Origin of the sequence: Kitasatospora sp. NBC_01250, assembly GCF_036226465.1 — a bacterium.
GTDB lineage: Bacteria > Actinomycetota > Actinomycetes > Streptomycetales > Streptomycetaceae > Kitasatospora.
The window spans coordinates 232,075-259,008 of the sequence record NZ_CP108476.1; the positions used below are offsets into that span (position 1 = coordinate 232,075).

Sequence of the window (26,934 nt, forward strand, 5' to 3'; positions counted from 1 at the left end):
CCCGTGGTGCCTGCGGCGGCGGCCCGCCCGCGCTTCCGTGTTCCAGGAGAAGCAGCAGAGCGGGGCAAGGACTCGGCGGACCGACCGGCGGATTCCTGGGGGAACGTCAGGTGTGCGGGGCCTCCTCCAGTTTCGGCTGCGCGGGCTCGGCGGCCTCCCACGCGATCAGGGCGAGCAGGGCCAGGACCGCCGTCGCGAGCGCGGCGGCGCCACTGTTCCAGAGCGCGGCGGGCGTCACGAGTGCGGCGGTGGCGAGTGCGGCCAGGATGCGGGGCAGGGGCCAGCTGCCCGCGAGGGCGCGGTGGAAACAGGCGAGGCCGGACAGGTAGAGGGCGGTGCCGAGGGGCAGCAGGAGGGCGGCGAGGTGGTGGGAGGGACGGAGGAACTCGTCGATGGCCTTCTGCATGCCGACCGCCGCGACCACGATGCCGAAGATGATCACGTAGTAGGCGTAACCGAAGGAGTAGACAGCGACGCGCGATCGGTGCCCGGCCGGGACCCGATCCAGCCGAGCCTCGCTCTCGCGTTCTTCCCGCCCGAAGTAGAGCCACCACATCTCGGCGCTCAGCACCAGCGCCAGCAAAGCGCCCAGGATGGACGTGGTGACGCTGTTCTCCCGCGAGGTCACGGCTCCGACCTCGGTGATCGACTCGCCCAGCACGATGATCACCGCGAGTCCGTGGCGCTCGACGAAGTGCCCGGCACCGACCGCGAACCCGCTGGCCCTGGTGACCAGCGGTGTCATCACCTCCATGGCGGCCGCCAGCGTCCACAACCACAGTCGTGCGTGCGGCGGTGCGGCCGCCGCCGCCAGCACCACAAGGGCGCTGGCCAGGTTCAGCGGACCGATGCGCATGATCCCGCGGTGGCCGGAGGTCCCGATGAATCCGACCAGGTGGACCGTGACGACCAGGAGGTAGCCGGCGCCGAGGATGAGCGCCCAGGGACCGTGCCCAGGCGCCTTCGGGACGGCCATCGACATCAGGAAGAACCCCGCCATGGCGGTCAGCAGGAGCAGGCGAGGGCCGGTGCGGTCGAGATCGAGCGCGTTGGTCAGCCAGGCGTAGCCGGCGTACATCCACCAGACGAGCATCAGGAGCACCGCCATCCGGCCCACGCCGAGCAGCGTGGGCGCGACGGTGAGGGGCGAGGCGACCTGGGTGATCGTGAAGACGAAGACCAGGTCGAAGAAGAGCTCCAGCGGCCGCACCGACTCCGCGGGACCTGGGACGGCTGTCTCATCGGTCACGGTCGAGATTGTTCCAGCACGGCGCCGCCGCAGCGGCGGACCACGCTGCCACGGGTCCGTTCGGTCGTGCCGCCCTGCCCTGCGCGGCGGTGCTGGGGTGCGGTGCGGTGCGGTGCTGGGGTGCGGTGCGGGGGGGCTCAGTTGCCGGTGCCGAGGCCGGACATGAATGCGGACGGGTACCGGTCGCCGCGCGCCGAACCCGCCGGCACCGCCTTCTCGATCTCCGCGAGGTCCTGCGCGGTGAGGGTCAGCTTCATCGCGGGCAGTGCCTCGACCAACCGCTCGCGGGTGCGGGCGCCGACCAGCGGCACGATGTCCTCGCCCTGGGCGGCCACCCAGGCGATGGCCAGTTGGGCGACCGTGCACCTCTTCGCGTCGGCGACCCGGCGCAGTGCCTCCACGAGGGCGAGGTTGTGTTCCACGTTCCCGCTCGAGAACCGCGGGTTGAAGCCGCGGCTGTCACCGGGGCCGGCGGTGCGGCCGGCGGACCAGTGGCCGGAGATGAGACCGCGGCTGAGGACGCCGTACGCCGTCAGGCCGATCCCGAGCTCCCGCAGCGTGGGCAGGATGTCCGCCTCCACCGCGCGGGAGATCAGCGAGTACTCGATCTGGAGGTCGGCGACCGGGTGCACGGCGTGCGCGCGGCGGATCGTGGCCGCGTCGACCTCCGAGAGGCCGAGGTGCCGCACGTACCCGGCGTCGATCATCTCCTTGATCGCGCCCACCGTCTCCTCGATCGGTACCGCCGGATCCAGCCGGGCGGGGCGGTAGATGTCGATGTGGTCGGTGCCCAGGCGGGTCAGCGAGTAGGCGAGGAAGTTCTTCACCGCCTCGGGCCGGCCGTCCATCCCGCCGAACCCCGGGCCGGGCGCCCGCAGCATGCCGAACTTGACGCTCAGCTGGTAGCCGTCCCGGTCCCGGCCGCGCAGCGCCTCGGCGATCAGCAGCTCGTTGTGGCCCATCGCGTAGAAGTCGCCGGTGTCGATCAGTGTGACGCCCCGCTCCAACGCGGCGTGCACGGTGGCGATGCTCTCCGCGCGGTCGGCCTCCCCGTAGACGCCCGACATGCCCATCGCGCCCAGACCCATCGCGGAGACGGTGGGGCCGGTGGTGCCCAGGGTTCGTGTCTGCATCGCGTTCTCCTCCGTCGTCGTCGCTCTACCACCCAGCTTGCGCCCGCACCGCGACGTGCGGGAGCGGAGCGTTCATCCGGGGACCGCCGATCCCTGGCCCGGCTCTCGCGCCGCGTTGGCGGTCGCCCCGGAGCATCCGGTGCTTCAGCGCGTCTCCGTACGAGGTGCTCGCGTTCACGGGCCGGCCGGAAACGGGATCCTGCGGTACCACGGGTGGCGGTTCGGAGCACCAGGCCTTGTCGGGCCAGTGCCGTAGGTTCGTGCCGACCGTGTGCGCCACCCCTGCCTGAGGAGATCCATGGCCGACACCATCAACTCGCTCGCGTCCCGTGTCCAGGAACTGCTGGTGGCGAACCTGACCAGTCCAGCGGCCTCGGCCGCCCACGTCGCCACGGGCTTCCACGACGTCATCGCGCGCGCCACCGCGCTCGGCCCGGACGCGGCCTGGCTGGTCGGCGCCGGGCACAGCGGGCTCGCCGCCCTGGCCTTCCTGCACCGCGAGATCGACCAGGCACTCTTCCACCTCGACGCCGCCGTCACGGCCGGCTTCAACGACTGCGTCGCCCTCCACGCCGCCGCGCTCCGGCCGCTGCACGAGGACCCCCGCTTCCGCGCGATCTACCAGCGGATCCGCATCACCATGGCCGACCTCGACGAACTCGTCTGGATACACCAGGAGATGCACATCATGTCCCGGGACGCCGCGAGGGCCTCCACCGAGAACATCGGCCGCCACGACACCGGGATCTCCCTGCTCCCCCAGGCCCTCGTTCCGACCCGGGTGCCGAACACCCCCGGGGTCCTGATCGCCCGGATCGACCTCGCCGCCACCCAGACCGCGCTCCAACGCGCCATCATGAAGGCGGACATCAGCCGCGCCGCCGCCAACGCCTCCATCAGCGCCGTCTCCTACAACTGGGACAACGCCCGCGCCCGGCGGGACGCCTGGCGCGCCGACGACCTGGAGTCCCAGCGCCGCCAGGCCGCCGCTGCCCGCGCCTTCGTCGGGCGCCCTGGCGTCAGCACGCTGGTCATTCCCTGTCCGCCGCTCGGGTCACTCATCTGTCCGTCCTGACACGGTCACTGAGCTCGGCGCTTCAAGGCGGTGGCGGCGGATGAGTGGTCCAAGGGTTCTCCGGCGCACGCCGAGCGCGAGTCGACCGCTCACCCCACCAGCCGCAGTCGTTCCGGTGCCACTCGCACCCGCACGGTCTGACCCCAGCTCAGCTGCAGGGCGTCCGACTCCACACCGTCGCCGAAGGCGACCAGTTGGTCCGACTCCACGGTCAGCGTCAGCTCCTGGCCGACGCCGCAGCAGCCCTGGACCTGGGTGGTCCCGGTGACCGGCGAGGGCCAGGCCTCCCGGACGAACCAGCTCAGGGCAGGCGCGCCCGGGGCGGGCAGCGGGACCTCGCTGCGGCGTTCCAGCCAGGCCGAGCGGCACCAGCCCGTGGCCCCGGTGCCGGTGCCGACCAGGACGCCGGAAGAGGCCTGCGCCTCGTCGGGGCCGCCGCCGGGCGGAGTGAGGCGGTAGCGGGCGGTCTGGTGACCGCGCTGGCCCAGGTAGATCTCGTTGAGGGCGAGCAGCCGCTGGGTGTCGTCGGCGACCGCCTCCACCATGGTGCACTCGGCCGACCGCAGGTCCACCGCGGTGGAGGCGGCCAGCCGCAGCAACTCGGCGGCGTCCTCGGCGTGATGACGGACCAGGACACCCGGGTTACGGCCCGGCTCGGCGTCGATCCCGATCACCGGCTGGCCGGCCAGGTACTTGGCGACGTTCGCCACCAGTCCGTCCTGACCGACGACCACCACCAGGTCTTCCGGGCCGAAGAGGAACCGGTCCAGATCACCGCGCTCGATCCGGCTGCGCCGCCAGTCCGGCGGCACTGCGGCGGCCACCGCCGTCAACGCGGCCTGCAGCCGCCGGTGGCGCTGCTCCACCTCGTCCAGCGACCGGCCGCGACGGGCCAGGAAGAAGGCGGCCTGGCCCCGCGAGCCGTGCCGGGCGAGCAACTCCTGGTACTCGGTGTGCCGGTGGACCAGCACCACGCGCGGGACCAAGGTCACCGGGCACCGCCGGCCGGTGCCGGGCGGCCCAGCTGGGCGAGCAGACCGGTCAGCAGGTCCGGGCTGAGCGTGAGGCTGTCGATCTTCGGCAGGTTCTCGGCCAGCCGGCCGAGCGCGAGGGCCTGCAACACCTCGGGGCTGGCCTGCTGGTGTGCGGCCAGCCAGGCGGCCTGGCCGGCCGCCTTGGCCTCGCTCAGGGCCCGCTCGGCCGCGGCCTGGGCGTCGGCCAGGAGTACGGCGGCCTCGGCCTCCGCGGTGGCCAACCGGGTACGGCGCTGCGCCTCCGCCTCGGCCCGGACCTGGTCGGCGGCAGCCTGCTGCTCCGCCTCGCGGTAGGCGTTGACGCCCTGATGGGCGATCAGCTCCTCCTCCCGGCGGGCGAGTTCGATCCTGTTGGCCAGTTCGTTCTCGGCGATCTTGCGTTCCCGCTCGACCGCGACCGCTCGCCGCTCGTAGGTGGCCCGGTCGGCCTCCTGCTGCACCTGCTCCCTGGCCGGGGTGCGCAGCGCCCGCTCCAGCTCCGGCTCGGGCCGTAGCGCGGTCACCCGGACCGCGAGCACCACCAGGCCGAGTTCCGCCAGCCGCGCGTCGTCCGCCAGCCCCTCGGCGATCGCCCGACGCACCGTGCGCACGCCCTCGGCCAGCGCCACCGCCAGCGTGGTACGGGCGATCAGTTCCAAGGCGTGCTGCTGGGCGGTCTCGGTCAGCAGCGTGCCGAGCTGCTCCAGCGGTTCGGCCCGCCATGCCCCGGTCTCCGGGTCGATGCTGAAGTCCAGCCGGGTCGCGGCCAGTTCGGGATCGGTGATGCGGTAGGTCAGGGTCACCTGGATGGCCAGGTCCTGGAACTCGGCGGTCCTCGCGTGGCAGAGCAACGACAGCTCCCGGTCGTCGGCCGGCACTTCGGAGATCGCCGCGGCCAACGGCCGGAACCAGAACGCCAGTCCCGTGCCCTCGTGGGCCACGGTGCCGCCGCGCAGGTGGCGGATGTGGGCGGTGGGGGCGGCCCGCAGGTGCAGCAGACCGAAGCGCTTCGTGATGTCAGCCATGGGTCCTCATTTCCGAGACACCTTCTCGTCTCGCTGACGATAACTGCACCTCTCACTTATCGTCAATATGACGAAAGCGACGCCCGTGACCACCGCTCTCGCACGGCGAATAGCGTGCGCCACGCACGCATGAGGTGCGACCCTCGCCTGCCCTTCGCACCCGGGCCCACCGTGGCATGTGACAACGTCGCCGTCGGGCGGACCCGCCGGGCCCCGCACCCCTTCCTTGCGGCCTCAGCAGCCCACGGATGTCGCATACTGACCGAACGGGATACCGCCTCGGCCGCCGGCAGTCCGGAGGGAACGTCCATGTCCGATCAACCCGGTGCGGCCCCGGACGAATCCGGCACCACGGACCCGTTGTCCCGGTTCGGATACCGGTCACAGCTCCGTCGTACCCTGCGCCTGCGCGACCTGCTGGTCTACGGCCTGGTCTTCATGGTGCCGATCGCCCCGTTCGCGATCTTCGGCGTGGTCTTCGACCTGTCCCGGGGCATGGTGGCGCTGACCTACCTCGTCGGCCTGGTCGCCATGCTCTTCACCGCGCTGGGCTACCGCGAGATGTCCCGCGAGTTCCCGATCTCCGGTTCGGTCTACGCCTACGCGGCGCGCGGGATCCGCCCGGAGGTCGGATTCCTGGCGGGGTGGGCCATCCTGCTGGACTACCTGCTGGTCCCCACCCTGCTGTACGTGACGGGTGCGGTGGCCCTTCAGGCGGTGGTGGGTGACGGCGTCCCCCAGTGGTTGTGGATCACCGTCTTCGTGGTGTTCAACACGGTGGTGAACCTGCTCGGCATCCGGACCACGGCCTGGATGAACAAGCTGTTCCTGCTGGCCGAGCTGATCGTGCTGGCGCTGTTCGTCGCCCTGAGCACCGCAGCCGTCGTCCGAGGGGTGAACGGGGCGCACTGGAGCCTCGACCCGCTGTACAACCCACAGGTCTTCTCGATCCCGGTGGTGTTCTCGGCGCTGTCGGTGGCCGTACTCTCGTTCCTCGGCTTCGACGCCATCTCCACCCTGGCGGAGGAGGTCAAGGGCGGCGCCCGGGTGGTGGGCAGGGCCACCCTGCTCTCGCTGTGCATCGTCGCGGCGCTCTTCGTGGTGCAGTCCTACCTGGCCGCGCTGCTGTTGCCGGGGCGCACCTCGCTACCGGACCAGGCGGCGGAGAACACCGCGTTCTACGACGTCGCCAGAACGGCCGGCGGAGTCTGGCTCAAGAACGTCGTCGCACTCACCAGCGCGTTGGCCTCCGCCGTGGCCAACGCGCTCGTCGCCCAGGCCGCCACCTCCCGCCTCCTGTTCTCGATGGCCCGGGACGGCTTCCTGCCGCGCTTCCTGTCCCACGTCGACGCCGACCGCCAGGTCCCCGAACGGGCCATCCTCCTGGTCTCGTTGATCAGCCTGGCACTCGGGCTCAGCCTGGTCGGCCAGGTAGCGCTGCTCTCGTCGCTGGTGAACTTCGGCGCACTGTTCTCCTTCCTGCTGCTGCACCTGTCGGTCGCGTGCCACTTCCTGCTCCGCAAGCGTCAACGCACGTACGGCATGCACCTGGTGGTACCGCTGCTGGGTTTCCTGATCATCGGCTACGTGCTGGCCAAGGCCAGCCCCCATGCCCAGATCGGCGGGGCCTGCTGGCTGGTCATCGGCATCGTGATCCTGATCGTCCGGCATCGGACCGGCCGCTCCGTCGACCTGAAACTCGATGCCTGACCAAGCCGTGGCAACACCCCCAGGTGTCCTACAGCGCCTACGTCGGCTCCGCCACCCGGGCCCTGTACGAAGCCGCAACCACCGGCGCACCCCGGCGGGCCCGACCTCCTTGAGCCCCCCGGGTACGGACCGCCGCCATCGAGCGGTTGCCGACAGTCACCATGATGTGAGCTGGGTCCCCTTGGGGCGGGTGCCGGACGGGGGTGGGCCGTGATGGTCCTCACGCGCTGGGGGCACCTCCTACCCTTCCTCGTAGACCGTTCACCACTCCCGTCCACCGGGCCCGCCCGGCCGGCCGCCACCATGGCCGCGCTCCCGTGCCTGCGGCCTGGTCCGCACCGTTTCCGCAGGTCAAAACGTTGCAAATCGCCCAAAAAGCCGCGCCAGAGCAGGTTTAACCGCCCGAACCACACCCAGCCGCCCGCGCCCCACCGGCGCGTTCACCCGGCACCGCTACGACGCACCGTCGTAGCGGGCACCCCTTGGAGCCGGCCGACCGGCCCGCTAACAATGGCTGAGTCGCCAGCTGCGGCGGCGGTTCGATCCGCTGCCGCACTCCCGTCCGGCGGTCGCTCACTGTGAGACCGACCGCCCCGGCACCGACACCCGCCCGCCGGGCCCCACCGGGTCCGCCGAGCCACGGGACAGGTGCCCAAGTGATCTGAGGTCGAACTCCACATGCCCGTGATCTCCACCCGCATGCGCAAGTCCGCCGCCCTGCTCGCCTCCGCCGCCGGCATCGTCGCCATCGGCGCCGCCGTGGCCCCCACCGCCGCCTCTGCCGCCACCCCGCAGCAGATCGCCGCCAGCATCGTCCCCGCCGACCAGCTGGCCTCCTTCGACCAGATCGTCTCCCACGAGAGCGGCTGGAACATCACCGCCACCAACCCCTCCTCGGGCGCCTACGGCCTGGGCCAGGCCCTGCCGGGCAACAAGATGGCCTCCGCCGGCGCCGACTGGCAGACCAACGCCTCCACCCAGATCAAGTGGACCTACGACTACATGAACAGCCGCTACGGCAGCCCCAACCAGGCCTGGGCTTACTGGCAGGTCCACCACAACTACTGATCACCCGATCAGCGACCCCCAGCGGGTCACCCCCGAGGGGCCCAGCACGCGACCCGCGCGCCGGGCCCCTCAGGCGTTCCCGGAGAGTCTCCGGTCTCAGCGGAACGCGGCGATGTTGCGCACGGCCCAGTCGGCGAAGGGGCGCGGGGCGGGTTTGCGGTTCCGGTTGCGGCACCGGTCGGCCAGGCGGCGATCGGGGTGCGGGCGGCTGCTGCCGGGCCGGGCCGTCACGCGCGGCACGGCATGCGGGAGGGGCGCGCCTGCCCCGCGGTGGCAGGCGCGCCCCGCACCGGGACCTCGGTGGCCCCGGCGTCGGTCCGGTGGGACAGTCAGTTGGAGAGGCTGCCGAAGCCGCTGCCGCCCCAGACCTGGATGTAGTAGTGCTTGCCGTACAGGCCGCAGATGTTGCCGGTCACATCCAGGCTGAACGCCTCGATGTTGCCGCCGCCGACCTGGACGTGGGTGTCGTTGTCGACGACGCGGAATCCGCCCCAGTTCCAGCCGTCGTGCTCGTTGGCGGTGTAGCTCAGGCAGTGGGTGCTGGTGTTGGAGGCGATGGTGGGGCTCGGCACGTTGTCGCCCGGGGTGCCCACGGTCTGGCCGTTGGCGAACGCCGTGCCGCCGCCCATCGTCAGCGCCGCCACGATGCCTGCCGCCGCGACCGCGGTCCCGATCGTCTTCTTGCCCATGGTCATCTTCTCCTTCGTGTGGGTCGTGAGGTCAGCCGACCCGGCCGCGTTCGCGGCCGGGCACCTCGGCTGTGGCGGCGTGTGCCGCCGGCTGTGGATCCTGGTGGTTCTGTCGAACTCCCCCGGGCCCCGTCGGCCCCCGCCGATCAGCGAGCCCGGGTGCGGACACCGGTCGCTCAGTGGTTGACGCGGGGACCGCCGCAGCTGATCTCCGGTGAACCCGAACGGGTGCACGGGTGGCCCCAGCCGGTGTCCGCCAGGACGGTGTGCGCGTGGGACGCCGTGACGGTACCGCCCTGCGCCCCGGCCGTCACGCCGAAGAGCGCGACGGCCGCCAGACCCAGGAACACGAGCTTGCGCATGACGAAGATCCCCCTTTGAGACTTGGTGAGGTCGAGCGGTCGTTCCGGCCCCCGGAGGCCGCACCGATCGGCCGGCCCCACAGTGCCGTGCAACGGGTATCGGCCGCCATGGACTTGGGGGATCATCATGTGACGGGGGCACAACAGGACGGCTGCCAAAAACGCCCGAACCGGGTGAAGCCGTAGCGAAGTTCGGGGGCTCGTCAGTGGAGTTGATCGACGAGGACGTCGTGTCGGACGTCTACGCGTGGGTGGTGGCACAGCGCCGCCCCTCGGAGCAGGACCTCACCCGGGTGGGGCGTGAGGTGGGGTGCGGGGACGAGGCGGCCAGGGCGGCCGTGGCGGCACTGGTGGAGCGGCACGTGCTGGTGGTGGGCGCGCAGGGCGTGGTCGCCGCGAGCCCGGAGGTCGCCATCGCGGCCCTGGTGGGCCCGCGGGAGAGCGCGCACCGTCGGGCCGAGGCCGATCTCGCGGCCGAGCGGGAACGCACCGTGCGGCTGCGCTCCCGCCTGGCGGCGCTGAAGCCCACCTATGCCGATCCGCTGCACCTGGAGCGGTCGGGCGGAGTGGACGTGCTGACGGACATGTTCGCGGTCCGGGCGCTGATCGCGGACCTGACCGCGACCTGCGAGAGGGAGATCATGGCCTGCCAGCCCGGCGGCGGCCGCCCGCCGGCGGCCCTGGCCGAAGCCCTGCCGAGGGACCTGGAGCTGCTCGACCGCGGGATCGTCCTGCGCAGCCTCTACCAGCACACGGCCCGCTTCCACCCCGCGACCCAGGCCTACGCCGAGGAGGCCCTCGCGGCCGGCTCGCAGATTCGCACCGTCGCCGAGATCCCGGGGCGGATGATCATCCTGGACCGTCAGATCGCCTTCCTGCCGCACCGCGACCATCCCGCCGGGGCCATCGTCGTGCGCGAACCGTCGATCCTCGACTACCTCTGCTCGGCCTTCGAACAGGCCTGGAGCCTCGGTTCGCCCTACCGGATCGGCCCCTCGGCAACCCGGACGGCGGCCACCGAGATCAGGGCCGCGATCCTGACCCTGATGGCCAACGGTCTCAAGGACGAAGCCATCGCCAAGCGCCTGGGCCTGTCCGTGCGCGCCTGCCGCCGCCACATCTCCGAGCTGCTGGACGCCCTCGACGCCGACAGCCGCTTCCAGGCCGGCGCCATCGCCGCCCGCTCCGGGCTCCTGGAGCCGGTCGTCGAACAGACCTGACGGCAGCGCCCGGCCGGCCGGGCCCGTGCGACGCCCGCTCTCCGGGTCGGCCCGCGCCGCACTCCACCGGGTCGCCGGTGGACCGGACGGCGACGTGCGCAGGCGGAGCCTCCGGACGGGCGGACGCCCGACGGTTCAGGGTGCGTCGCGCGGCACCGGGGACCGATCGGAGGCACACTGATGGTTCATCAGAGGCGGGGCCTTGCGCCTTGCGAAGGCGGCGCGAAGGCGGCGCGGCGACGACTCGGCCGAGGACCTGCCGTCGGCACGGACGGGGAACGAACACACGCATGGGTGACCACCAGCCCTCCCGCGACGGCGCGGACCAGGTGACGAAGCAGCGGCGGCGCAGGCGCCGGATCGTGCTGTGGCTCGGCGTCCCCCTGGCCCTGCTACTGGGCGCCGGCGCGTACGTGTACGTGGACCTGGACGGCAACATCAGGAGCAGCGCGCTGTTCAGTGGGACCGGCGGTCAGGCCCCGGAGACGAAGGACGCGGCCGGCCGCAGCCCGGAGAACATCCTGGTGATCGGCTCGGACACCCGCGACTCCGCCGCCGACTGCGCGATCGGCGGGGACTGCGGCCCTGGGGCCAACGCCGACGTCGAGATGCTCGTCCACCTGGCCGCCGACCGCACCAACGCGACGGTGCTGAGCATCCCGCGCGACGTCGTGATGAGTCTGCCCGGCTGCACGGACCCGACGACCGGGCAGGTCCACCCCGGCGCCGGCCAGGCCGTCATCACCAGCAGCCTGCAGTACGGCCCCGGCTGCACGGTGGCCGCCGTCCACCAGCTGACCGGGATCACCGTCGACCACTTCATGATGATCGACTTCTCCGGGGTGGTGAACATGTCCGATGCCGTCGGCGGAGTCCGGGTCTGCGTCGACAACAACGTCTACGACCCGGACTCGCACCTCAAGCTGACTGCCGGAACCCACACCCTGCAGGGCCTGGCGGCGCTGGAGTTCCTGCGCACCCGGCACGGCTTCGGCGACGGCAGCGACCTCGGCCGTGAGGACGCCCAGCACATCTTCCTGTCCGCGATGGTCCAGAAGCTGAAGAGCGCCGGCACGCTGACCAACCCGGTCACGCTCTACTCGCTGGCCAGCGCCGCGACCAAGGCCCTGACCGTGGACCCCGCCCTCAACGGGCTCGCCGACCTCGCCGACCTCGCGAACCAGCTCAACGACGTGCCCACCAATCGGATCACCTTCCTGACCACCCCCAACTCGCCCTACACCGGCGCCGATCCGGTCTTCGCGCAGGACCTCGTACCGGCCCCCGGGGCGTCGGCCGTCTTCCGGGCGATCCTGGCCGACCGGTCGTTCTCCGGAACCGGCAGCCCCGCGGCGGCTCCCCCGAGCACGCCACCGAACGCCGGGAAGGCCGCGGACGCCGTCCACACCACCGCCCCGCAGAGCGCTCCCCCCGCTACCGCCCCGACCACCGCGCCCGGCGACACCAACGCGCTCAACGCCGCCGCCGCACCGGGCTGCGCCAAGGTCAGCACCGAGGACACCACCGCGTTCGGCTCCCCGGTCCAGGCGTTCGCGCAGAACCCGGACGTGCCGAACTCCGCTCCCTGATCCGGGACGGAACGCGCGTGTCGGCCAGGACCAGCCCGGTCCAGGACAGCCACGCGGGCAGCGCCCGACTCCCCCGTGCGGTGCGCGACACCTGCCACAGGGCCAGGCCGAGCGTGCCGATGGCGGGGGCGGCGCCGGTGATGAAGGCGAGGTCCATGAGGGCGCGGGACACCGACAGGTCCGTGGCGGAGCCCAGGAGCGACAGGACCCAACCCGCGCTCGCGGACAACACCAGCAGGACCCCGGACGCAGTGCCCGCCGCCCGGACCACGCCCGCCCGCACCGCGGTGCCGTGGCGTCCAACGAAGTCCGTGAGCCACGGGACGAAGGCCAGCAGCGCCAAGGCCGAGAGCATCTGGAACAGAGCCGTCAGCTGCAGCGAGCGGTGCAGCGCAGCGGGATCGGCGGCCAGGTAGCGCCGCACCACGTCGTCGCCCGAGTACGGGGTCGCAAACGGCCCGGACGGCGCGGTGACACCGCCGGCGACGAGGCCGGCCACGAAGAGGACGGCGTACAGTACGCCGCTGACTGCTCCTGCAGACCGTCGGGCAGGCGGGGTGAAGGGCGACACGGTCAACAGCCTCTGGTTGTCGGGACGGTGCCGGTTGGGAGGCCCAGGTCCGGCGCCGTTCAGTCCACCGGATCGGCGCTGCTGCCGGCGTCCTCCGGCGGACGGCTTCGGGCGTACTCCCGCGGGAGCAGCGAATCCCCGGGCGGCCGGAGGCCTGCCGCGGAAGGACGGTGACGCCGTGTGGCTGAGCTGGTCCGCCGTCCTGACCGGCCACAACGGTCCGTCCTGACCGGCCACGACGGTTCCGTCGTCCATCGCCACGGCTTCCGGTGCCCGGACTGTCCGAGCACTGACCGCTGACCGCTGACCGGTCCGGGCACCACCGCACCATCACCCGCGCCACCCGCAACGGCGCCAGTGTCCTCCCGGGCTAGAGTTGCGTGGCTCCTCCGTCGACGGGGAACTCCGCTCCGGTCGAGAAGGTCGCACCGAACGCCAAGTACGCCACCGCGGCGGCCACTTCCTCGGACGACCCCAGCCGCTGCATCGGGTTGCCGCTCCGGAAGGTGTCCCTCATCGTCTCGACGACGTCGGCCGGCAAGGAGCGGTCCAGGATGCCCGTGTCGATCGGCCCGGGGCTCACGGCATTGACGCGCACCCCGCGCGGCAGCAGCTCGCGGGCCAGGGTGCGCGTCATCGACCGCAGGGCTGCCTTGCTCGCCGAGTAGACACTGAGCGCGTCCAGGCCAAGGACGTTCACCACCGACGTGGTGAGGACCACGCCGCTTCCCTCGCGCAACAGCGGCGCCAACGCCTGCACCGTGAAGTACGGGCCCTTGGCGTTGACGCCGAACAGCGCGTCGTACATCTCCTCCGTCGTCGAGTCGAACGGCGCGGACGCGGTGACGCCGGCGTTGACGAACAGCGCGTCCACCGCGCCGAGCCGCTCCTGGACCGTGCCGGCCAGCGCCTTGACGTCCTCCAGGGACGCGGCGTCGCTGCGCACGGCGATCGCCTTGTCCCCCAACTGCTCCAGCGCGGCGTCCAGGGTGGACCGGGTCCGGCCGGTGATCAGTACCTGTGCCCCACCGTCGGCGAACAACCGGGCCGTAGCCAGGCCGATACCGCTGCTTCCGCCCGTGATCACGATCTTCTTGCCGTCATAAGTGGTCATGCCCTCAAGCCAAACGTCCACCCGCACACCCTGTCCAAGACCCGTTCCGCATGCCGTCATGCCCCAGGCGCATGACGGCGCGGGACGTACCCTGGGCGGATGGACCTCGACCTGCGGCTCGTGCGCTACTTCACGGTCGTGGCGGAGTACGGCAACTTCGGCCGGGCCGCCACCAGCCTCCACCTGGCGCAGCCGTCGCTGAGCCGTCAGATCCAGCGGCTGGAGGCCCAGCTCGGTGTCCGGCTCCTCGACCGCACGCCGCAGGGCAGCAGCCTCACCGACGCCGGTCAGGCCTTCCTTCCCAGGGCCCGGAGACTGCTCCACGAGGCCGAGCAAGCCGCTCACACGGCCAGAGCCGCCGTCCAGTCCCCCGCCATCACCGTCGGCTGCGCCGAAGGACTGGTCATCACCGCCTGGGTACAGGAGCTGCGCCGCCGGCACCCGGACGGCCGGGTCCGCACCAGGCACCTCGACTGGCGGGACACGCGCGCCCTCGCCGAGGGGCGGGTCGACGCCCTCGTCGCGTACCGGCCCCTGCCCTTGCCCACGGACGGCTTCCGGGTGACCAAGCTCCACGAGGAGCCGCGGGTGCTGGTCACCTCGGCGAGTCATCATCTGGCGAACGAAGAGGCCGTCAGCCTGCGGGCCCTGTCGGACGAGGGACTGGTCGCCTGCGCCAGCACTCCGGTCCTCTGGGGCACGCCCAAGCCCGTCGGCAACCGCCCGGCACCGCCCCCGCCCGCGATCGACGACAGTTACGAGGACAAGCTGGAACTCATCGCCACCGGCCACTGTGTCGCCATCTTCCCTGCCGGCGATCGACGCGCTGCCGTGCGCGAGGACATCGCCCTGGTGCCCGTCATCGACATCGCTCCCTGCGAGGTCGTGCTCGTCACGCGCACTGACGACCCCAACCCGCTGCTCGGATCGCTGGAAGACGTCGCACGGACATGGCTCGGCGGCTCCCCCGGGCTCCATGATTGAACGCCGGGCACCCCGGGCCGTCACACCCCCGGCGGGGCCGGCCCAGGGTGCGCGACACGGGCCGCTGCCGACCGGCGCGCTGACCGCGCCCCGCCCTTCGGCACGTCGGTGAGCGGCGTGGGTGCGGGGCAGGGCACGGTGAGGCGGCCGACCTCATCACGGACCTGCCGTCCGCAGCCGACCTCGTCACCAGGTTGGCAGCCCAGGTCGGGGACGCACTGAACCGAGCCGGAAGGCACCGACCCGGCAACCAGCCGCGAACCCACGGCTGACGACGCCCGGCCGAAAGGGTGTGCCAGCGGACGACGATGCGAGGTGCGGAAACGGAACCCGGCCTCCGGGGCTGGTCCAAGGTGAACAAGGTCGACCGACCGTGCCTGCACGAGCCGCGCCACCGGGTAGCGTAGGCCCGTCCCGACAGGGCGCAGCCGCCCTCGCCACAGCGAACGGACTCTTCGCCATGACCGCACAGCCGATCGGGCAGCACCTGCCTCAGAGCCGACTCCCGCAGACCATCAGGGAGTTCCGGGCGGTCCTCCCCGCCGGCGACCTGCAAGTCTTCAACAGCGAGGTCGAGGACGTGCCGCTGCACGAGATCGACCGGTACCTGGAGGCCTGGCAGCACGTCCTGCGCCTGCGGGCGATCCCCGAGATCGGCGACGCACTGCGCAGCGCCGGCGATCGCCCTGGCACCCCGATCGGCGAGATCTTCCCCGAGTGGGAGGAGACCGGTGTCTGACCTGCCCGACGTCTACCTCGACGACTCCGCCCGCACCGTCGCCGTCACCCTGACCCCGGACCAGCGTCGCAAACTGCTGCACACGCTCCGGAGCATCCAGCGGGACCCGGAGATCGGCAGGCCGTACACCCCCGGCGGTGATCTGTCGGGCCGTCTGGTGGTCGCCCCGGGCGACCGCGCGGTTCCCGGTATGACGATCGTCCACCGGATCCTGGACACGGAGATCCGAGTCGTACACATCCTCGCCGGCCCGTAGAACACGGAGCAGCGGGAGCCCGCCCCCACTATCTGGACGTCGGTTCGCCGGGCTTCATCCGACGGGACTACGGACTCGTCGAGGTCGACTTCCAACCGGGCGGGAACGGGTGGTCCTGTTTCGGCATCAGCGTGCAGGTCCACCGCCTACGCCTGGACGGCCCCTCCGCGGTGTCCGGGCCCCTTCGAGACTCGTACGGTGCGTTCCCGCCCCGGACGACGTTCGAGGAGCTGAGCGCGGCAGTGGCCGCCCCGGGCGTCTCGGTCGAACCGGACAACGACCCCTCGGCCACGGAGATCCACCGGTACCGCGTGCCTCAGTCCGGCGTACGGATCTTCGTCGTCGCTGATGCGTCCCCCGACGCCGGCCCGCAGGCATCACAGCGCACAGGCCCCTCGGGGCGAAGCCGCCCGCGCCCAGCGAAAGGGCGCGGGCCAGTCACGTGGCCCCGGGCGGCCGGTCGGGGACCAACAACCGTGGTCCACCACGACGTTGGTGCCGAGCCTCACCGCCTCCAGGGCGAGCCAGAGCATCCGCCCTTCCAGCACGTCGCGCTTCCCCTCCGCCTCCGATGCACCGAACAGTGAGGCTTCGCCATCTTCGAACGTGCTGGTCGGAGGGTCTGGCGTGACGATTCTCCGGTGTGCTCAGGCTGGTCGCGGGCGGGAGTCTGCGGTCTTGATCGTCTGACGGGGAGGGCCGGGGCGGTTTCGCCGGTCCCTGCGTCTGATCAGGATCCCGATCCATCGGTCCTACTGGAGCGCGCTGCGGCCCACGCGGTCCGGCGAGCGGGGCAATTATCAGACTGGGGTTGTTTTCAGACTTAGTCTGATTATCCTGATGGCATGGCAGGACTCAGGGAGCGCAAGAAGGAGCAGACGCGCCAGCGGATCGCCGCGGTCGCGTTACGGCTGTTCATCGATCACGGTTTCGACTCGGTGACGGTCAACGAGATCGCCGAGGCGGCGGAGGTCGCCAGGGCGACGCTCTTCGTGTACTTCCCCACCAAGGAGTCGCTGGTTCTGGCGGACGTGGCGGGCGACGACCTGTCCGAGGTGGTGACCGCCCGGCCGCCGGGCATTTCGTTCCTGGCGGCGCTGCGCGATCATCACCGTGCGATCGCCGCAAGGCGGCTCGGGCAGGCGGAGCTGGACTCGCTCGTCACGCAGGTGCGGGTCATCCACGGCAGCCCTGCGCTGCGTGCCAGCGCCGAAGCGCTCCTGTACGAGCAGCGGCAGCAGCTGACGCGGGCCCTGGCCCTGGAGTACGACGCGAACGTTGCGGCCCTGATGGCCGCACAGGTCACCGCGTCACTGCTGGTGCTCCAGGAGTCGTTCTTCCAGTTGCTCCTCGACGGATCCTCCGGCGAAGCCGCCAGCGAGGCTTTGGCGGACCAGGTGGAGCTCGCCTTCGACCTGCTGGAACACGGACTGGCCCGCACAGCGGTGACCGGTACAGGCGCAAGCACGACAAAGAACGAAAGGCCGTGATATGCGCGCAAGGGGCATCACCTACGACACCGGCACCTTCCTCGGCGGCCGACTCACCCGGACCCTGTTGGATGCCCAGGCGGTTCACCAGGAGATGGCCGTGCTCGCCGGCGACCTCCACTGCGACGCCGTCCGCGTCACCGGAGGTGAACCGGAGCGGCTGGAGGTCGCTGCGACGGCCGCTGCGGCCGCCGGGCTGGAGGTGTGGTTTTCGCCCTTCCCCGTCGACCTGTCACCCGAGGACACGCTGGCCGTGTTGGACGACAGCGCCCAACGCGCGGAGGCAGTGCGGAGCACCGGCGCTCAAGTCGTATTCGTCGCCGGATGCGAGCTCAGCGCGTTCGGCCAGGGTTTCCTGCCCGGTGCCACCTACCTCGACCGGCTGCAGGGCATGGTATCCGGCGGCCTTGAATGGTGGACCTCACTGGGCCCGGTACAGCAGCGCCTCAACGAGTTCCTCAATCAGGCCTGCACCACGGTCAGGTCCCGCTTCGGCGGACGCGTGAGCTACGCCGCCGGCCCCTGGGAGGACGTCGACTGGGCCCCGTTCGACCTCATCGGCGTCGACGCCTACCGGGCCGCCCACAACGCCGACGGGTTCCGCGAACACGTGCGCGAGCTCGTCACCCGTGGCAAGCCCGTCGCCGTCACCGAGTACGGAACCTGCGCCTACCGCGGCGCAGGCGACCTCGGCGGCATGGCCTGGCAGCCACCCGCCGACGCCGTCCCCGACGAGTACGAACAGGTCCGCTACCTGGAAGAACTCCTCGACATCTTCGAGACCGAGGGAGTCGACACCGCCTTCTGGTTCAGCTTCGCCAACTGCGACAAGCCCGGCGCACGCGACATCGCCTCCTACGGCGTCGTACGCATGCTCGACGAATCACGATGGGAACCGAAGCAGGTTTTCCGCGCCATGGCCAGCCGATACCAGCGGTGAGGCTTCGCCACCTTCGAAACGTGCTGTTCGGAGGGGCTGACGTGGCGGTTCTCCGGGCGCCCGTGCTGATCGCGGGCGGGACTCTGCGGTCTTGTAGCTTCGCCATCCTCGAACGTGCTGGTCGGAGGGTCTGGTATGGCGCTCGGTGGGGGTGCTCGGGCCGGTCGCGGGTGGCTGTCTGCCGTCTTGATCGTCTGACGGGGCGGCCCGGGGCGGTTTCGCGGGTTCCTCCGCGTCGTCGGCCCTGTGCCGCCTACGGTCCGATTCATGGTGGAGTCCGAAATCACTGCACGGATCGCGGCGCGCCGCGCGGGGCTGGACGAACTGGAAGACCAGTTGGTCAAGCAGGTGGAGGAGCTGCGGGTCGAGCGTGACGAACTCGCCGTCGCCGAACGGGTCTGGCGGCGGATGGCTGAACAGTTGGCCGCGGAGGCGGCGGCCGAACCGGCACCGGTGGAGGTGGCGGGCCGAGCGGTGCTGCTGTCCCGCACCCGGGGGCCCGCCGTGGCCGAGGACGCGCTGCCGCCGGACTGCCGGCGTGCATCCTCGCTATCGTGCGCGAGCGGCGGCCCGGTGCCGACCCGGCAGGTCGGCGAGGTGCTGGGGCTTCAGGTGGCGGTGCGGGGCAAGCTGGAGCCGCTGCGGGGGAAGTTGTCCAAGCTCGCCGGGCGGGGCTGGATGCGCAAGCTGCCCGACGGCCGCTCGGCCGCACGCCTGTGACCGGGCCCGCAGTGGAGGGCGGGCGTAACTGAGGCGCCCCCGGTGGCTGTTGAGATTGTGTGACCAAAAACAACACGCCCGCCGAGGGCGTCTCCCTTGTCTGCCAGTGCAAGCTGAACCTGTCCACGCCTGCCGGGGCGCCTCCCCCGTGTGTGCGAGGGAGACGCCCCGACGGCTCTTCGTCACAGCGGCGCCGACGTCAGGGATTCACGGAAGGCGCGGCTGCCCGACGATCACGCTAGTACGCGTGGTGGACCTGCCAGAACGACCAGGCGTCACACGGGCTGCCGTAGGTGCTGTTCATGTAGCCCAGGCCCCACTTGATCTGGGTCGCGGGGTTGGTCTGCCAGTCCGAGCCGACGGAGGCCATCTTCGAACCGGGCAGTGCCTGCACCAGGCCGTACGCGCCGGAGGAGGGGTTGCGGGCGGTGACGTCCCAGCCGCTCTCACGCGTGACGATGTTGCTGAAGCACTGGAACTGGGTGCTGTCCATCAAGCTGGCCGCGATCGACTGCGGCGAGCCCCCGGAGGACGAGTCGCCGGGCGAGGCGGAGTCCGTGGTGGTGGCGAGCTGCGACCTGGCCGCGGCGCGGGCGGCAGCCTGCTGCGCGGCGGCGTCGGCCTTGGCCTTCGCGTCAGCAGCGGCCTTCTGAGCTGCGGCGGCATCGGCGGCCGCCTTGTCGGCGTCGGCCTTCGCCTGCGCGTCAGCGGCGGCCTTCAGCCGGGCGGCCTCCTGAGCGGCCGTCTGCGCCGCGAGGTCGGCCGACTGCTGCTGAGCCGAGGACTGGACAGCGAAGTTGTCGCTGACGATCTGCGCCTGGGCGGCTGACGGCACGTCCGCGAGGAGCGTGGCTCCCGCGACGTCGACCGACTGGGGCGTAGCGCCCTCGCTGCTCGAGGCCACACCCACGACGGCACCGACGGCGGTGACGGCGGTGGCAGAGACCACAGCAACTCCCCGGACCGAGATCCGAGTCACATGGTTTCCTTCCAGCGTCGCCCCCCGCGTGACCTTGAGGACGCAATGTGCCCTGGTCACTGGCCTCCACCTGTAGCTGGTCACGGGAGACGCTGGCCCGGAGCCCGGGTACCGGACGAGCCGGTGCGGGCAAGGAGTTCGGGCGGCGTACGGACCATCGGTATTCAGTTGACGCCCAACAAACGGGCCGTACGCGGGGCCTGACAGAAGCCTCACCATGCCGCAACCGCACATGGGTACGCAATTCCCGCCTACGTGGCGAAGCTCACATCAGCCCCCGCGGCGGAGATCGGTCGTTCGGCGGGCAGCACCCGGTTCGATCTGCCGACGATCCGCCCGACTCCCGCCGAAGACCTGCACCCAGAGGGACCGTTCGCATACGCCATGCCGTGGGCTGCGGCTGGATGCCCTCAGCGTCCCGGTCGTCGGGGCGACACTCGGGGAGCACCTGGAGCATGTGAGGGTGATATGCGCGAAGAGCGGATTCCTTTACAAGGGACCGCCCCTGCCGCACGGCGTGATGCTCGCGTCACCACGACCGGACGAATCCTCACATCGGCGACGCCTCACCAGAGCGACGAGCAGCAAGACCGTGTGACGAGTGCTGTGGGCCACCGGCTCATGGTTTACCCGGGGCCCGTACGGCCACTCATCCGAGGTGGAGGACGTCTCTCCCGACATGGCGGGTTGGGCTGCACGGCTCGGCCCAATACGGCAGCTGTAGATCGTGATCATGGTTGAGCTGCTGCTTGTCGCAGGTGGTGGCTGTCGCGGGCTCGGGCTTGGTGGCGTCGTCGCCAGTGGGACCAGCGGAGGCGGTGCGCTGCGGTGTGGGCGGGCCGCAGGATCAGCGCGTCGGCGTCCCACTTGGCACGGCCCAGTAGGTGCTGCATCCCGTGCGGGCTGGTGTCCCCGGCGTGCTCGGCGATCGTCCAGCAGTGCTTGCACGGCAGGTCCGACACAGCGGCCCAAGTACCAGTGAGCGGGCCCGGCGTCGGGGTTCCACCCGGGCGAACCGACCTGCGACACGGCCCATCAAGCCCTCGAACATCGCCTGCCATCGTTCAACGTCTACGCTGTGACCTGCGGCCACTGCCTGATCCTTCACTGTCTTCACAAACCACGATGGTCTTCAGTGGCCGCGCTGTTGCCCAGGCGAGCAAGGTCACGGCCCACGGCCCTGGACTCCCGGGCGCCGCCCGAGGATGGAAAGCCCTGATGAGTCGCTACGAGTTGAACGAGCGCGAAGCCTTCGTCGCCATGTCGCGGTTCGTGTGGCAGTTCGCGAACCGCGCCGGGGACGACCTTCTCACGCTCCTCGGCGACATCGGCATCGAGGCGGACGGCGGGACGACGGACCCCGCTGCGTGGGAGGACTGGATGAGGTGCGTTCGTTCGGTCGTCGACGGCACAGAGGACCCAGCAGGCGGGTCGGCAGGATAGAGGGCCGCAGAGGGCCGCTCGAGGACAAGATCACGATCTACAGCTGCCGTACTGACCCGCCACATCGGGAAGATCCACTCAACGACGCGGCCCTGAGGCCCAGCCGAACGCTCTGCGCGGGCGGCTGCTGAGCCCAACCGTCCGAACGCCTTCGCTCGCACTCGGCTCCCTTCACCAGGGCTGACGGTTCGTAGGATGAACCGCATGGAACGCGAATCAGTGCATGTGACGCTGTGGCAGGACGAGGCATCGGCGGCGACCGTTCCCCGCGTGCTTCTCGTGCACGGCACGATGAGCTGGGGGACCGACTCCTTCCGGGGCCAGCGCCCGCTCGCCGACCGGTTCCGGCTGGAGCTGATGGACCGGCGCGGCTTCGGGGAGAGTCCGGACATCGAGCGCAGCGACTACGAGGTGGACGCCGAGGACATCGTGGAGCTGCTCGGCGCCGGCGCGCACCTGGTGGGGCACTCCTACGGCGCTGCCGGTGCGATGATCGCGGCGGCGCGCCGTCCAGAGGCCGTTCAGTCGCTGACGCTGATCGAGCCCTCCGCGCTGCGCGTCGCCGAGGAGCACCCGGCGGTGGGGGCTGCGTTGGTCCGGATCCGGGCGGCTTTCGGCGAGCAGCGCGCGCCGATGAGCCCCGAGGAGTACCTGCGCTACTCGACGGAGGGCTACGGCCTCCCGGTGCCCGAGTTCACGCCGCAGCTGCTGCGTGCCACCGCGTCGGCGATGGCGGAGCGCGTCGCCTGGGACGCCGAGATCCCGTTGGCCCCGCTCCTGCTGGCCGGCTTTCCGAAGCTGGTGGTCAACGGCACCTGGGAGGGGGCGCACCCGGAGTACCGCGCGTTCATCGGCGAGGCCCTGATGGCGTGCGGCGAGTTCATCGCGGACCGGATCGGCGCCCGCCACGCCCGGATCATGGGGGCCGACCACGCACCGCACCAGGATCAGCCCGCATCCGTGAACCGCCTGCTCGCCGAGGTCTGGACCTAGGCCGTGTCTCACAATTCCCGCCAGGCGCGCGACGCCGGGCATCCCGCCTGGACGCACCGGCGAATCATCCAAGTACGACCCAGTACGAGGACGCTTCGCCGGCACGCCCAGCCGGGCGCCCAACGCCGCGCGCTGATCCGACGCGAATTGTGAGACACGGCCCAGGGTTTGCGCGAAGGTGCTGGTCAAGGCCGCTCGTTGATCCCGGCGACCAGCACCGTCACCGCGTCGCACCCGGCCGGCCGCACGGCGACCGGATCATGGAATCTTGCTGGACGAACGACTGAGTCTTCGTAAGGTGGGCCAGTATGACGACAACACTTAATCTCGGCGTTGCCCCTGCCCCTGCTCTTGCCGCCCGCACCACCGCCGTGGCCGGGTCCCCGGTCCGGGAGATTCTGGCGCTGACCGCTCGCCCCGAGGTCATCTCGTTCGCGGGCGGCCTGCCCGCTCCCGAGCTCTTCGACGCCGAGGGCATCCGTGCGGCCTACGACGCGGTGTTGCGCGAGTCGCCGCGGCAGGTGCTCCAGTACTCGACCACCGAGGGCGACCCGTTGCTGCGCGCGTCCGTCGCCGCCCGGCTCAGCACGCGCGGACTGCCGACCGATCCCGAGGATCTGCTGATCACCGGCGGCTCGCAGCAGGGACTGTCGCTGCTGGCCTCGGCCCTGCTGGAGCCCGGCGACACCGTTCTGGTCGAGGACCCGACCTATCTTGCCGCGTTGCAGTGCTTCGGACTCGCGGGCGCGCGGATTGTCCCGGTCCCCACCGATGGTGACGGCATCATGGTGGAGGCGCTGGACGCGCTCATCGCGGCGGAGCGGCCCAAGCTGCTGTACCTGGTGCCCAACTTCCAGAACCCGACGGGCCGGACCCTCCCGCTCGCGCGCCGCAGGGCTATCGCGGAGGTCGCGGCGCGGCGCGGGCTGTGGATCGTCGAGGACGACCCGTACGGCGAGTTGCGCTTCAGCGGCGAGCCGGTGCAGTGGATCTCGGGCTGCGCCGGGGCAGAGGACCGGACGGTGCTGCTGAGCAGCTTCTCCAAGGTGATGGCTCCCGGCCTGCGGCTCGGCTGGCTGCGCGGACCTGCCGCCATCCGGCGCGCCTGCGTGATCGCCAAGCAGGCCGCCGATCTGCACACCTCGACGGTCGACCAGGCCGCTGCGGCCCGTTACCTCGCCGACTGCGACCTGGACGCCCACCTCGTCACCGTCCGCGACGCCTACCGCGAGCGCCGCGACGCCCTGCTCGCCGGACTGGCCGACGCGTTGCCGGACGGGAGCAGTTGGAACCGTCCGGACGGCGGCATGTTCCTCTGGGCCAGCCTGCCTTCCGGCTACGACGCGACCGCCCTGCTCCCGCAGGCGGTCGCCCACAACGTGGCCTACGTGCCCGGCGCTCCCTTCTTCGCCGGCCACCCGGACCCGGCCACGCTGCGCCTGTCGTTCACCACCCACACCCCCGCCGAGATCGCGGACGGCCTGACCCGGCTGGCCAAGGCCCTCAGCTGACCCCGGGCCTGCCTGCGGCCCGCCCTACAGCGAGCCGCAGGCAGGCACAGTCCTGCATGTGGTCGCAGAGCGTCAAGAAGTTCCACGACGGACGCCGTGCCCGTCTGACGGCCGCTCAGCCCCGGCCACGCCGCCGCCGTCCGCCGGGCTTGGGCGCCTGCGGGTAGGGCAGCCGCAGCTTGCGGGCCAGCGGCGCGACCGCCGAGGCGGCGCCGGCCGGCTTGGCCAGCACGAAGAGCGAGAGCAGTACGCAGAGCGACCCGACGGCGAGCCCTGTCGCGTTGCCGAGGAACATGTTCACAGTGCTGGCCGTGCCGAACATCCCGCCGATCCGGCCCGCCACGAAGTGCCCCACCAGCGCCCCGGGCAGGCAGGCGAGCAGCAGCCCCAGGTGCAGCCCGTAGACCCACCGCCCGTCCAGGCCGCTGCGCATCGGTGCGCTCAGCGCGGCGCGCAGCACCCGGGTGCGAGCCTCGGGGTCGTCGGGAGCGGCGGGAAGCGAGCGCAGCCGGCGGGCCAGCGCCTGCCCGGTGATCACCATGCTGATCACACCGGCCACGGTCTGCGCACTGGCCATTCCCACCACGATCCAGCGCGGGCCGAGCAGCAGGTAGGCCAGGTAGGAGAGCAGCACGTTGGTGCCGGAGGAGACCACGGTCAGCCAGAACGGGGTGCGCGCGTCGCCCATCGCGTAGAAGCCGCGGGCCAGCGTGTACTGGGCGCAGAGGAACGGGATGCCGATCGCGAACGCCAGCAGCGTTTCGGAGATGACGGTCAGACCCGTCCCGTTCCTGGCGGCGGCGCCGTATCCATAGGCGAGGCCGGAGATCTGACCGGCGAAGGCAGCGAACAGCACGGTCGCCGGGACGATCATCGCGGCCGAGGTGCGCAGGACACCGGCCAGGTCCTCGCCGATCCCGGTCAGGTTGCCCTCGGTCGCGGACCGCGACATCCGGGGCAGGAGCGCGGTCACCAGCGAGACGGTGATCACGCCCTGCGGCACCACGAACAGCTGGTAGGCGTTGGAGTAGGCGGCATTGCCGACCCCGTCCAGGTGGACCTTGGCGCCGAGCGCGTCGGCGGCGGTGGTCAGCGCGGTGAGCTCGGTGAAGGCCACCTGGGTGGCGATCATCAGCAGCAGCGCCCAGCTCGCGGCCCGTAGTGGCCGGCCCAGGCCCGCGCCGCGCCAGTCGAACCGGGGCCGGAAGCGGTACTGCGCCGCCCGCAGCGAGGGCAGCATGCCCAGCGCCTGGACCACCACGCCCAGCGTGGTGCCGACGCCCAGGAGCATCGCCTGGCCCGAGGTCACGTCACCGGCCGCCTTGGCGTGGCCGCCCATCACGATGTAGAGCCCGAAGACCGCGATGACCACCAGGTTGTTCAGCACCGGGGTCCACATCATCGCGCCGAACCTGCCGCGCGCGTTGAGCACCTGCCCCAGCAGGGTGAACATGCCGTAGAAGAGGATCTCGGGCAGGCAGTAGCGAGCAAAGGTGACCGTCAGATCGCGCTGCGCCCCGGTGTAGCTCGGTGCGTACACGCTGACGATCCACGGGGCGGCGAACACCGCCACCAGGGTCAGCGCCACCAGGGCCACGCCGCACAGGGTGAGCAGACGGTCCGTGTAGGCGGCGCCGCCGTCCTTGTGCGTCTTGGCGACCTTGACCAGCTCGGGCACGAAGACCGAGTTGAGCGCGCCGCCGACGAGCATCACGAAGATGACGGTGGGGATCGTGTTGCCGATGGTGTAGGAGCCGGCCACAGCGCCGACGCTGATCGCCGCGGCCACCGTCGCGCTGCGCACGAAGCCCAGCGCCCGGGACGCCAGCGTGCCGAGGGCCATGATCAGACCATGGCGCCCGGCCGTCTCCTCCCCCGCGGGCTTCGCCGACGCCTCACCGGTCTCCCGCTGCTGTGGCAGTCGGGCGGGGGCCTGCGGCGGGTAGGCGTCCTGGACGGAGACGGTGCGAAGGGACATCGTCGGTGGGTCGTTGAAGGCCATCGGCATGCCGTAGTCCGCAGGCAGGACGTACGGCTGGGAGACCGCGTACGGCTCCGGCTCGGTCCGGTAGTACCCCGCGGAGTACTGCTCGGCGCCCGACTGCCCGCCTTGCCCTGGCAGCCGGCTGTATCCCCCTGTCCGGCCGTAGGCCTGCACCGGCCCGAAGCCGTCGGCCGACCCGTCGCCCTGCGGCTGTCCGTACGGCTGCTGCTGCTCGTGGACCGGCGGGTAGGGGTACACCGGCTCCCCGTACGCCGTCGACTGCTGCTGCCCGGTTGGATCCGCTTCACCCTGCGTCGGTGCCGCCAGGTGCGGCTGCGCCGCCCCGTTCGACTCGGGTGAGCCGTACGGGCCGTACGGCTCACCGTCCGTGTGCGTGGTCATCGAACCCCCGTCGCTCAATTCCTGGGCAGGTACTGCCGCGGGGCCAACCACAGAGCGAGCGCGGTCGTTGTGGTCGGTGCACGGAGCCGGCGCATGAGCGCGGCCTCCGGACGACCGGCCACTGCCGTGCTGTCGTGCTGTCGTGCTCAGTTCCCCCGCACCGGGCATGGATACGTCCGGTCCAAGCAGTCTGCCCTGCCCGAGCGCCTGCTACCGGCCGGTGGGGATCAGGCGCGTTCCTGCTCGCTCACGTCCTCGACTGCTGCGGCCCGGGCGCGGCGGCGGCCCAACACGGTGAATCCCACCGTCACCAGGCCGATGGCGACGACCCTGGCGGCCTGGTAGTAGCCGGACGCCGGCTCCTCCGGTGTGCCGGGCAGCCTGAAAGAGACCCACGCGGCCGCGAGTCCCCCAAAGACGATCAGTGCGACGGCTCCCCACGTCCCGAGTTCCGCCCACCAGGCGCCGTGGGAGCCATCCTGCTCCTCGGTCTGCTCAACGTCTCGGTCGGCCATGCTCTGTTCTCCTGGATGTGTGGGGGCGGTCGCGAGGTAGGACGCAGGCACGGCGCGGAAGGTTCTCCGGGCGGAACGGCACTGGCGCACCCTCGTCGAGGTTCGCATGAGCGCCCAGCACGCCACCGCACTCCTGCGTGCTCGGCCGGGGTGCTCGTGC

General features: G+C 71.3%; 26 protein-coding genes and 1 pseudogene. 14 read left to right on the forward strand and 13 right to left on the reverse strand.

Features of this window, described 5'->3' with window-relative positions; genetic code table 11:
• Positions 1-106 precede the first annotated feature (106 nt).
• Both OG500_RS01155 and OG500_RS01160 read right to left on the reverse strand, forming a co-directional pair.
• Positions 107-1,249 (reverse strand): low temperature requirement protein A, encoded by a 1,143-nt coding sequence (locus tag OG500_RS01155; protein ID WP_329575416.1) that lies wholly within the window; start codon positions 1,247-1,249, stop codon positions 107-109.
• Positions 1,250-1,386: 137 nt separating this feature from the next.
• A complete protein-coding gene (locus tag OG500_RS01160) occupies positions 1,387-2,382 on the reverse strand; it encodes an aldo/keto reductase (protein WP_327064443.1) in 996 nt (331 codons plus the stop codon).
• Between the two features lie 298 nt (positions 2,383-2,680).
• Here OG500_RS01160 and OG500_RS01165 point away from each other — a divergent pair, with 298 nt between their 5' ends.
• Positions 2,681-3,457 (forward strand): hypothetical protein, encoded by a 777-nt coding sequence (locus OG500_RS01165; RefSeq protein WP_329575419.1) that lies wholly within the window; start codon positions 2,681-2,683, stop codon positions 3,455-3,457.
• Positions 3,458-3,546: 89 nt separating this feature from the next.
• Here OG500_RS01165 and OG500_RS01170 read toward each other — a convergent pair whose 3' ends face one another.
• Both OG500_RS01170 and OG500_RS01175 read right to left on the reverse strand, forming a co-directional pair.
• The gene (locus OG500_RS01170; RefSeq protein ID WP_327064445.1) at positions 3,547-4,449 is read right to left on the reverse strand and encodes a hypothetical protein; all 903 of its coding nucleotides are present in this window, start codon (positions 4,447-4,449) and stop codon (positions 3,547-3,549) included.
• Positions 4,446-5,495 (reverse strand): SPFH domain-containing protein, encoded by a 1,050-nt coding sequence (locus OG500_RS01175; protein ID WP_329575422.1) that lies wholly within the window; start codon positions 5,493-5,495, stop codon positions 4,446-4,448. Before OG500_RS01175 ends, OG500_RS01170 begins: the two co-directional genes overlap by 4 nt.
• Before the next feature lie 309 nt (positions 5,496-5,804).
• Here OG500_RS01175 and OG500_RS01180 point away from each other — a divergent pair, with 309 nt between their 5' ends.
• Both OG500_RS01180 and OG500_RS01185 read left to right on the forward strand, forming a co-directional pair.
• On the forward strand, positions 5,805-7,205 hold the full coding sequence (locus OG500_RS01180) for an APC family permease (RefSeq protein ID WP_329575425.1): 1,401 nt from the start codon (positions 5,805-5,807) through the stop codon (positions 7,203-7,205).
• Between the two features lie 678 nt (positions 7,206-7,883).
• A complete protein-coding gene (locus OG500_RS01185; RefSeq protein WP_327064403.1) occupies positions 7,884-8,273 on the forward strand; it encodes a lytic transglycosylase domain-containing protein in 390 nt (129 codons plus the stop codon).
• 96 nt (positions 8,274-8,369) lie between these two features.
• On the opposite strand, the gene OG500_RS01190 is transcribed toward OG500_RS01185, so the two are convergent.
• The 3 genes from OG500_RS01190 to OG500_RS01200 all read right to left on the reverse strand — a co-directional run bounded on the left by OG500_RS01190 (position 8,370) and on the right by OG500_RS01200 (position 9,324).
• Positions 8,370-8,504, reverse strand: a complete 135-nt coding sequence (locus OG500_RS01190; RefSeq protein ID WP_327064449.1) for a hypothetical protein — start codon at positions 8,502-8,504, stop codon at positions 8,370-8,372.
• Between the two features lie 98 nt (positions 8,505-8,602).
• A complete protein-coding gene (locus OG500_RS01195; RefSeq protein WP_327064450.1) occupies positions 8,603-8,962 on the reverse strand; it encodes a hypothetical protein in 360 nt (119 codons plus the stop codon).
• 176 nt (positions 8,963-9,138) lie between these two features.
• Positions 9,139-9,324: a hypothetical protein gene (locus tag OG500_RS01200; RefSeq protein ID WP_329575429.1), complete on the reverse strand. Its 186-nt coding sequence runs from the start codon at positions 9,322-9,324 to the stop codon at positions 9,139-9,141.
• 206 nt (positions 9,325-9,530) lie between these two features.
• Between OG500_RS01200 and OG500_RS01205 the strand changes: the two genes are divergently transcribed.
• Both OG500_RS01205 and OG500_RS01210 read left to right on the forward strand, forming a co-directional pair.
• A complete protein-coding gene (locus OG500_RS01205; RefSeq protein WP_327064452.1) occupies positions 9,531-10,544 on the forward strand; it encodes a helix-turn-helix transcriptional regulator in 1,014 nt (337 codons plus the stop codon).
• A 290-nt stretch (positions 10,545-10,834) separates the two neighbouring features.
• Positions 10,835-12,133 carry an LCP family protein gene (locus OG500_RS01210; RefSeq protein ID WP_329575432.1) on the forward strand — a complete coding sequence of 433 codons (1,299 nt, stop codon included), beginning with the start codon at positions 10,835-10,837 and terminating at the stop codon, positions 12,131-12,133.
• Here OG500_RS01210 and OG500_RS01215 read toward each other — a convergent pair.
• Together OG500_RS01215 and OG500_RS01220 are read right to left on the reverse strand one after the other, a co-directional pair.
• Positions 12,051-12,632 (reverse strand): hypothetical protein, encoded by a 582-nt coding sequence (locus tag OG500_RS01215; RefSeq protein WP_329575435.1) that lies wholly within the window; start codon positions 12,630-12,632, stop codon positions 12,051-12,053. The two genes, OG500_RS01210 and OG500_RS01215, sit on opposite strands and share 83 nt — an antisense overlap.
• Positions 12,633-13,074: 442 nt before the next feature.
• Positions 13,075-13,818, reverse strand: a complete 744-nt coding sequence (locus OG500_RS01220; RefSeq protein WP_329575438.1) for an SDR family oxidoreductase — start codon at positions 13,816-13,818, stop codon at positions 13,075-13,077.
• Between the two features lie 99 nt (positions 13,819-13,917).
• Between OG500_RS01220 and OG500_RS01225 the strand changes: the two genes are divergently transcribed.
• From OG500_RS01225 to OG500_RS01250, 6 genes are all read left to right on the forward strand, one after another.
• Entirely contained in the window at positions 13,918-14,802 is an 885-nt protein-coding gene (locus OG500_RS01225; RefSeq protein ID WP_329575440.1) for a LysR family transcriptional regulator, read from the forward strand.
• A 460-nt stretch (positions 14,803-15,262) separates the two neighbouring features.
• Positions 15,263-15,541 (forward strand): hypothetical protein, encoded by a 279-nt coding sequence (locus OG500_RS01230; RefSeq protein ID WP_329575442.1) that lies wholly within the window; start codon positions 15,263-15,265, stop codon positions 15,539-15,541.
• Positions 15,534-15,797, forward strand: coding sequence for a hypothetical protein (locus tag OG500_RS01235; protein WP_327064458.1), 264 nt, complete (start codon positions 15,534-15,536; stop codon positions 15,795-15,797). Before OG500_RS01230 ends, OG500_RS01235 begins: the two co-directional genes overlap by 8 nt.
• Positions 15,798-16,642: 845 nt before the next feature.
• Positions 16,643-17,287: a TetR family transcriptional regulator gene (locus OG500_RS01240; RefSeq protein ID WP_329575445.1), complete on the forward strand. Its 645-nt coding sequence runs from the start codon at positions 16,643-16,645 to the stop codon at positions 17,285-17,287.
• 94 nt (positions 17,288-17,381) lie between these two features.
• On the forward strand, positions 17,382-18,227 hold the full coding sequence (locus OG500_RS01245) for a hypothetical protein (protein ID WP_329575448.1): 846 nt from the start codon (positions 17,382-17,384) through the stop codon (positions 18,225-18,227).
• Between the two features lie 267 nt (positions 18,228-18,494).
• Positions 18,495-18,947 carry a hypothetical protein gene (locus OG500_RS01250; RefSeq protein ID WP_329575450.1) on the forward strand — a complete coding sequence of 151 codons (453 nt, stop codon included), beginning with the start codon at positions 18,495-18,497 and terminating at the stop codon, positions 18,945-18,947.
• Positions 18,948-19,185: 238 nt separating this feature from the next.
• Here OG500_RS01250 and OG500_RS01255 read toward each other — a convergent pair whose 3' ends face one another.
• The gene (locus OG500_RS01255; RefSeq protein ID WP_442789095.1) at positions 19,186-19,926 is read right to left on the reverse strand and encodes a lytic transglycosylase domain-containing protein; all 741 of its coding nucleotides are present in this window, start codon (positions 19,924-19,926) and stop codon (positions 19,186-19,188) included.
• An 848-nt stretch (positions 19,927-20,774) separates the two neighbouring features.
• Positions 20,775-20,962 (reverse strand): annotated as a pseudogene (locus OG500_RS01260) (IS701 family transposase); the annotation flags it as partial.
• Between the two features lie 182 nt (positions 20,963-21,144).
• On the opposite strand from OG500_RS01260, the gene OG500_RS01265 reads away from it, so the two are divergent.
• The 3 genes from OG500_RS01265 to OG500_RS01275 all read left to right on the forward strand — a co-directional run bounded on the left by OG500_RS01265 (position 21,145) and on the right by OG500_RS01275 (position 23,873).
• Positions 21,145-21,369, forward strand: coding sequence for a hypothetical protein (locus OG500_RS01265; protein WP_329575454.1), 225 nt, complete (start codon positions 21,145-21,147; stop codon positions 21,367-21,369).
• Between the two features lie 204 nt (positions 21,370-21,573).
• Positions 21,574-22,362: an alpha/beta fold hydrolase gene (locus OG500_RS01270; protein WP_329575457.1), complete on the forward strand. Its 789-nt coding sequence runs from the start codon at positions 21,574-21,576 to the stop codon at positions 22,360-22,362.
• Between the two features lie 308 nt (positions 22,363-22,670).
• Positions 22,671-23,873 (forward strand): aminotransferase-like domain-containing protein, encoded by a 1,203-nt coding sequence (locus OG500_RS01275; RefSeq protein WP_327064465.1) that lies wholly within the window; start codon positions 22,671-22,673, stop codon positions 23,871-23,873.
• A 115-nt stretch (positions 23,874-23,988) separates the two neighbouring features.
• Here OG500_RS01275 and murJ read toward each other — a convergent pair whose 3' ends face one another.
• Both murJ and OG500_RS01285 read right to left on the reverse strand, forming a co-directional pair.
• Positions 23,989-26,259, reverse strand: coding sequence for a murein biosynthesis integral membrane protein MurJ (gene murJ, locus OG500_RS01280; protein WP_329575460.1), 2,271 nt, complete (start codon positions 26,257-26,259; stop codon positions 23,989-23,991).
• A gap of 227 nt (positions 26,260-26,486) precedes the next feature.
• Positions 26,487-26,774 carry a hypothetical protein gene (locus tag OG500_RS01285; RefSeq protein WP_329575463.1) on the reverse strand — a complete coding sequence of 96 codons (288 nt, stop codon included), beginning with the start codon at positions 26,772-26,774 and terminating at the stop codon, positions 26,487-26,489.
• Positions 26,775-26,934: the final 160 nt, after the last annotated feature.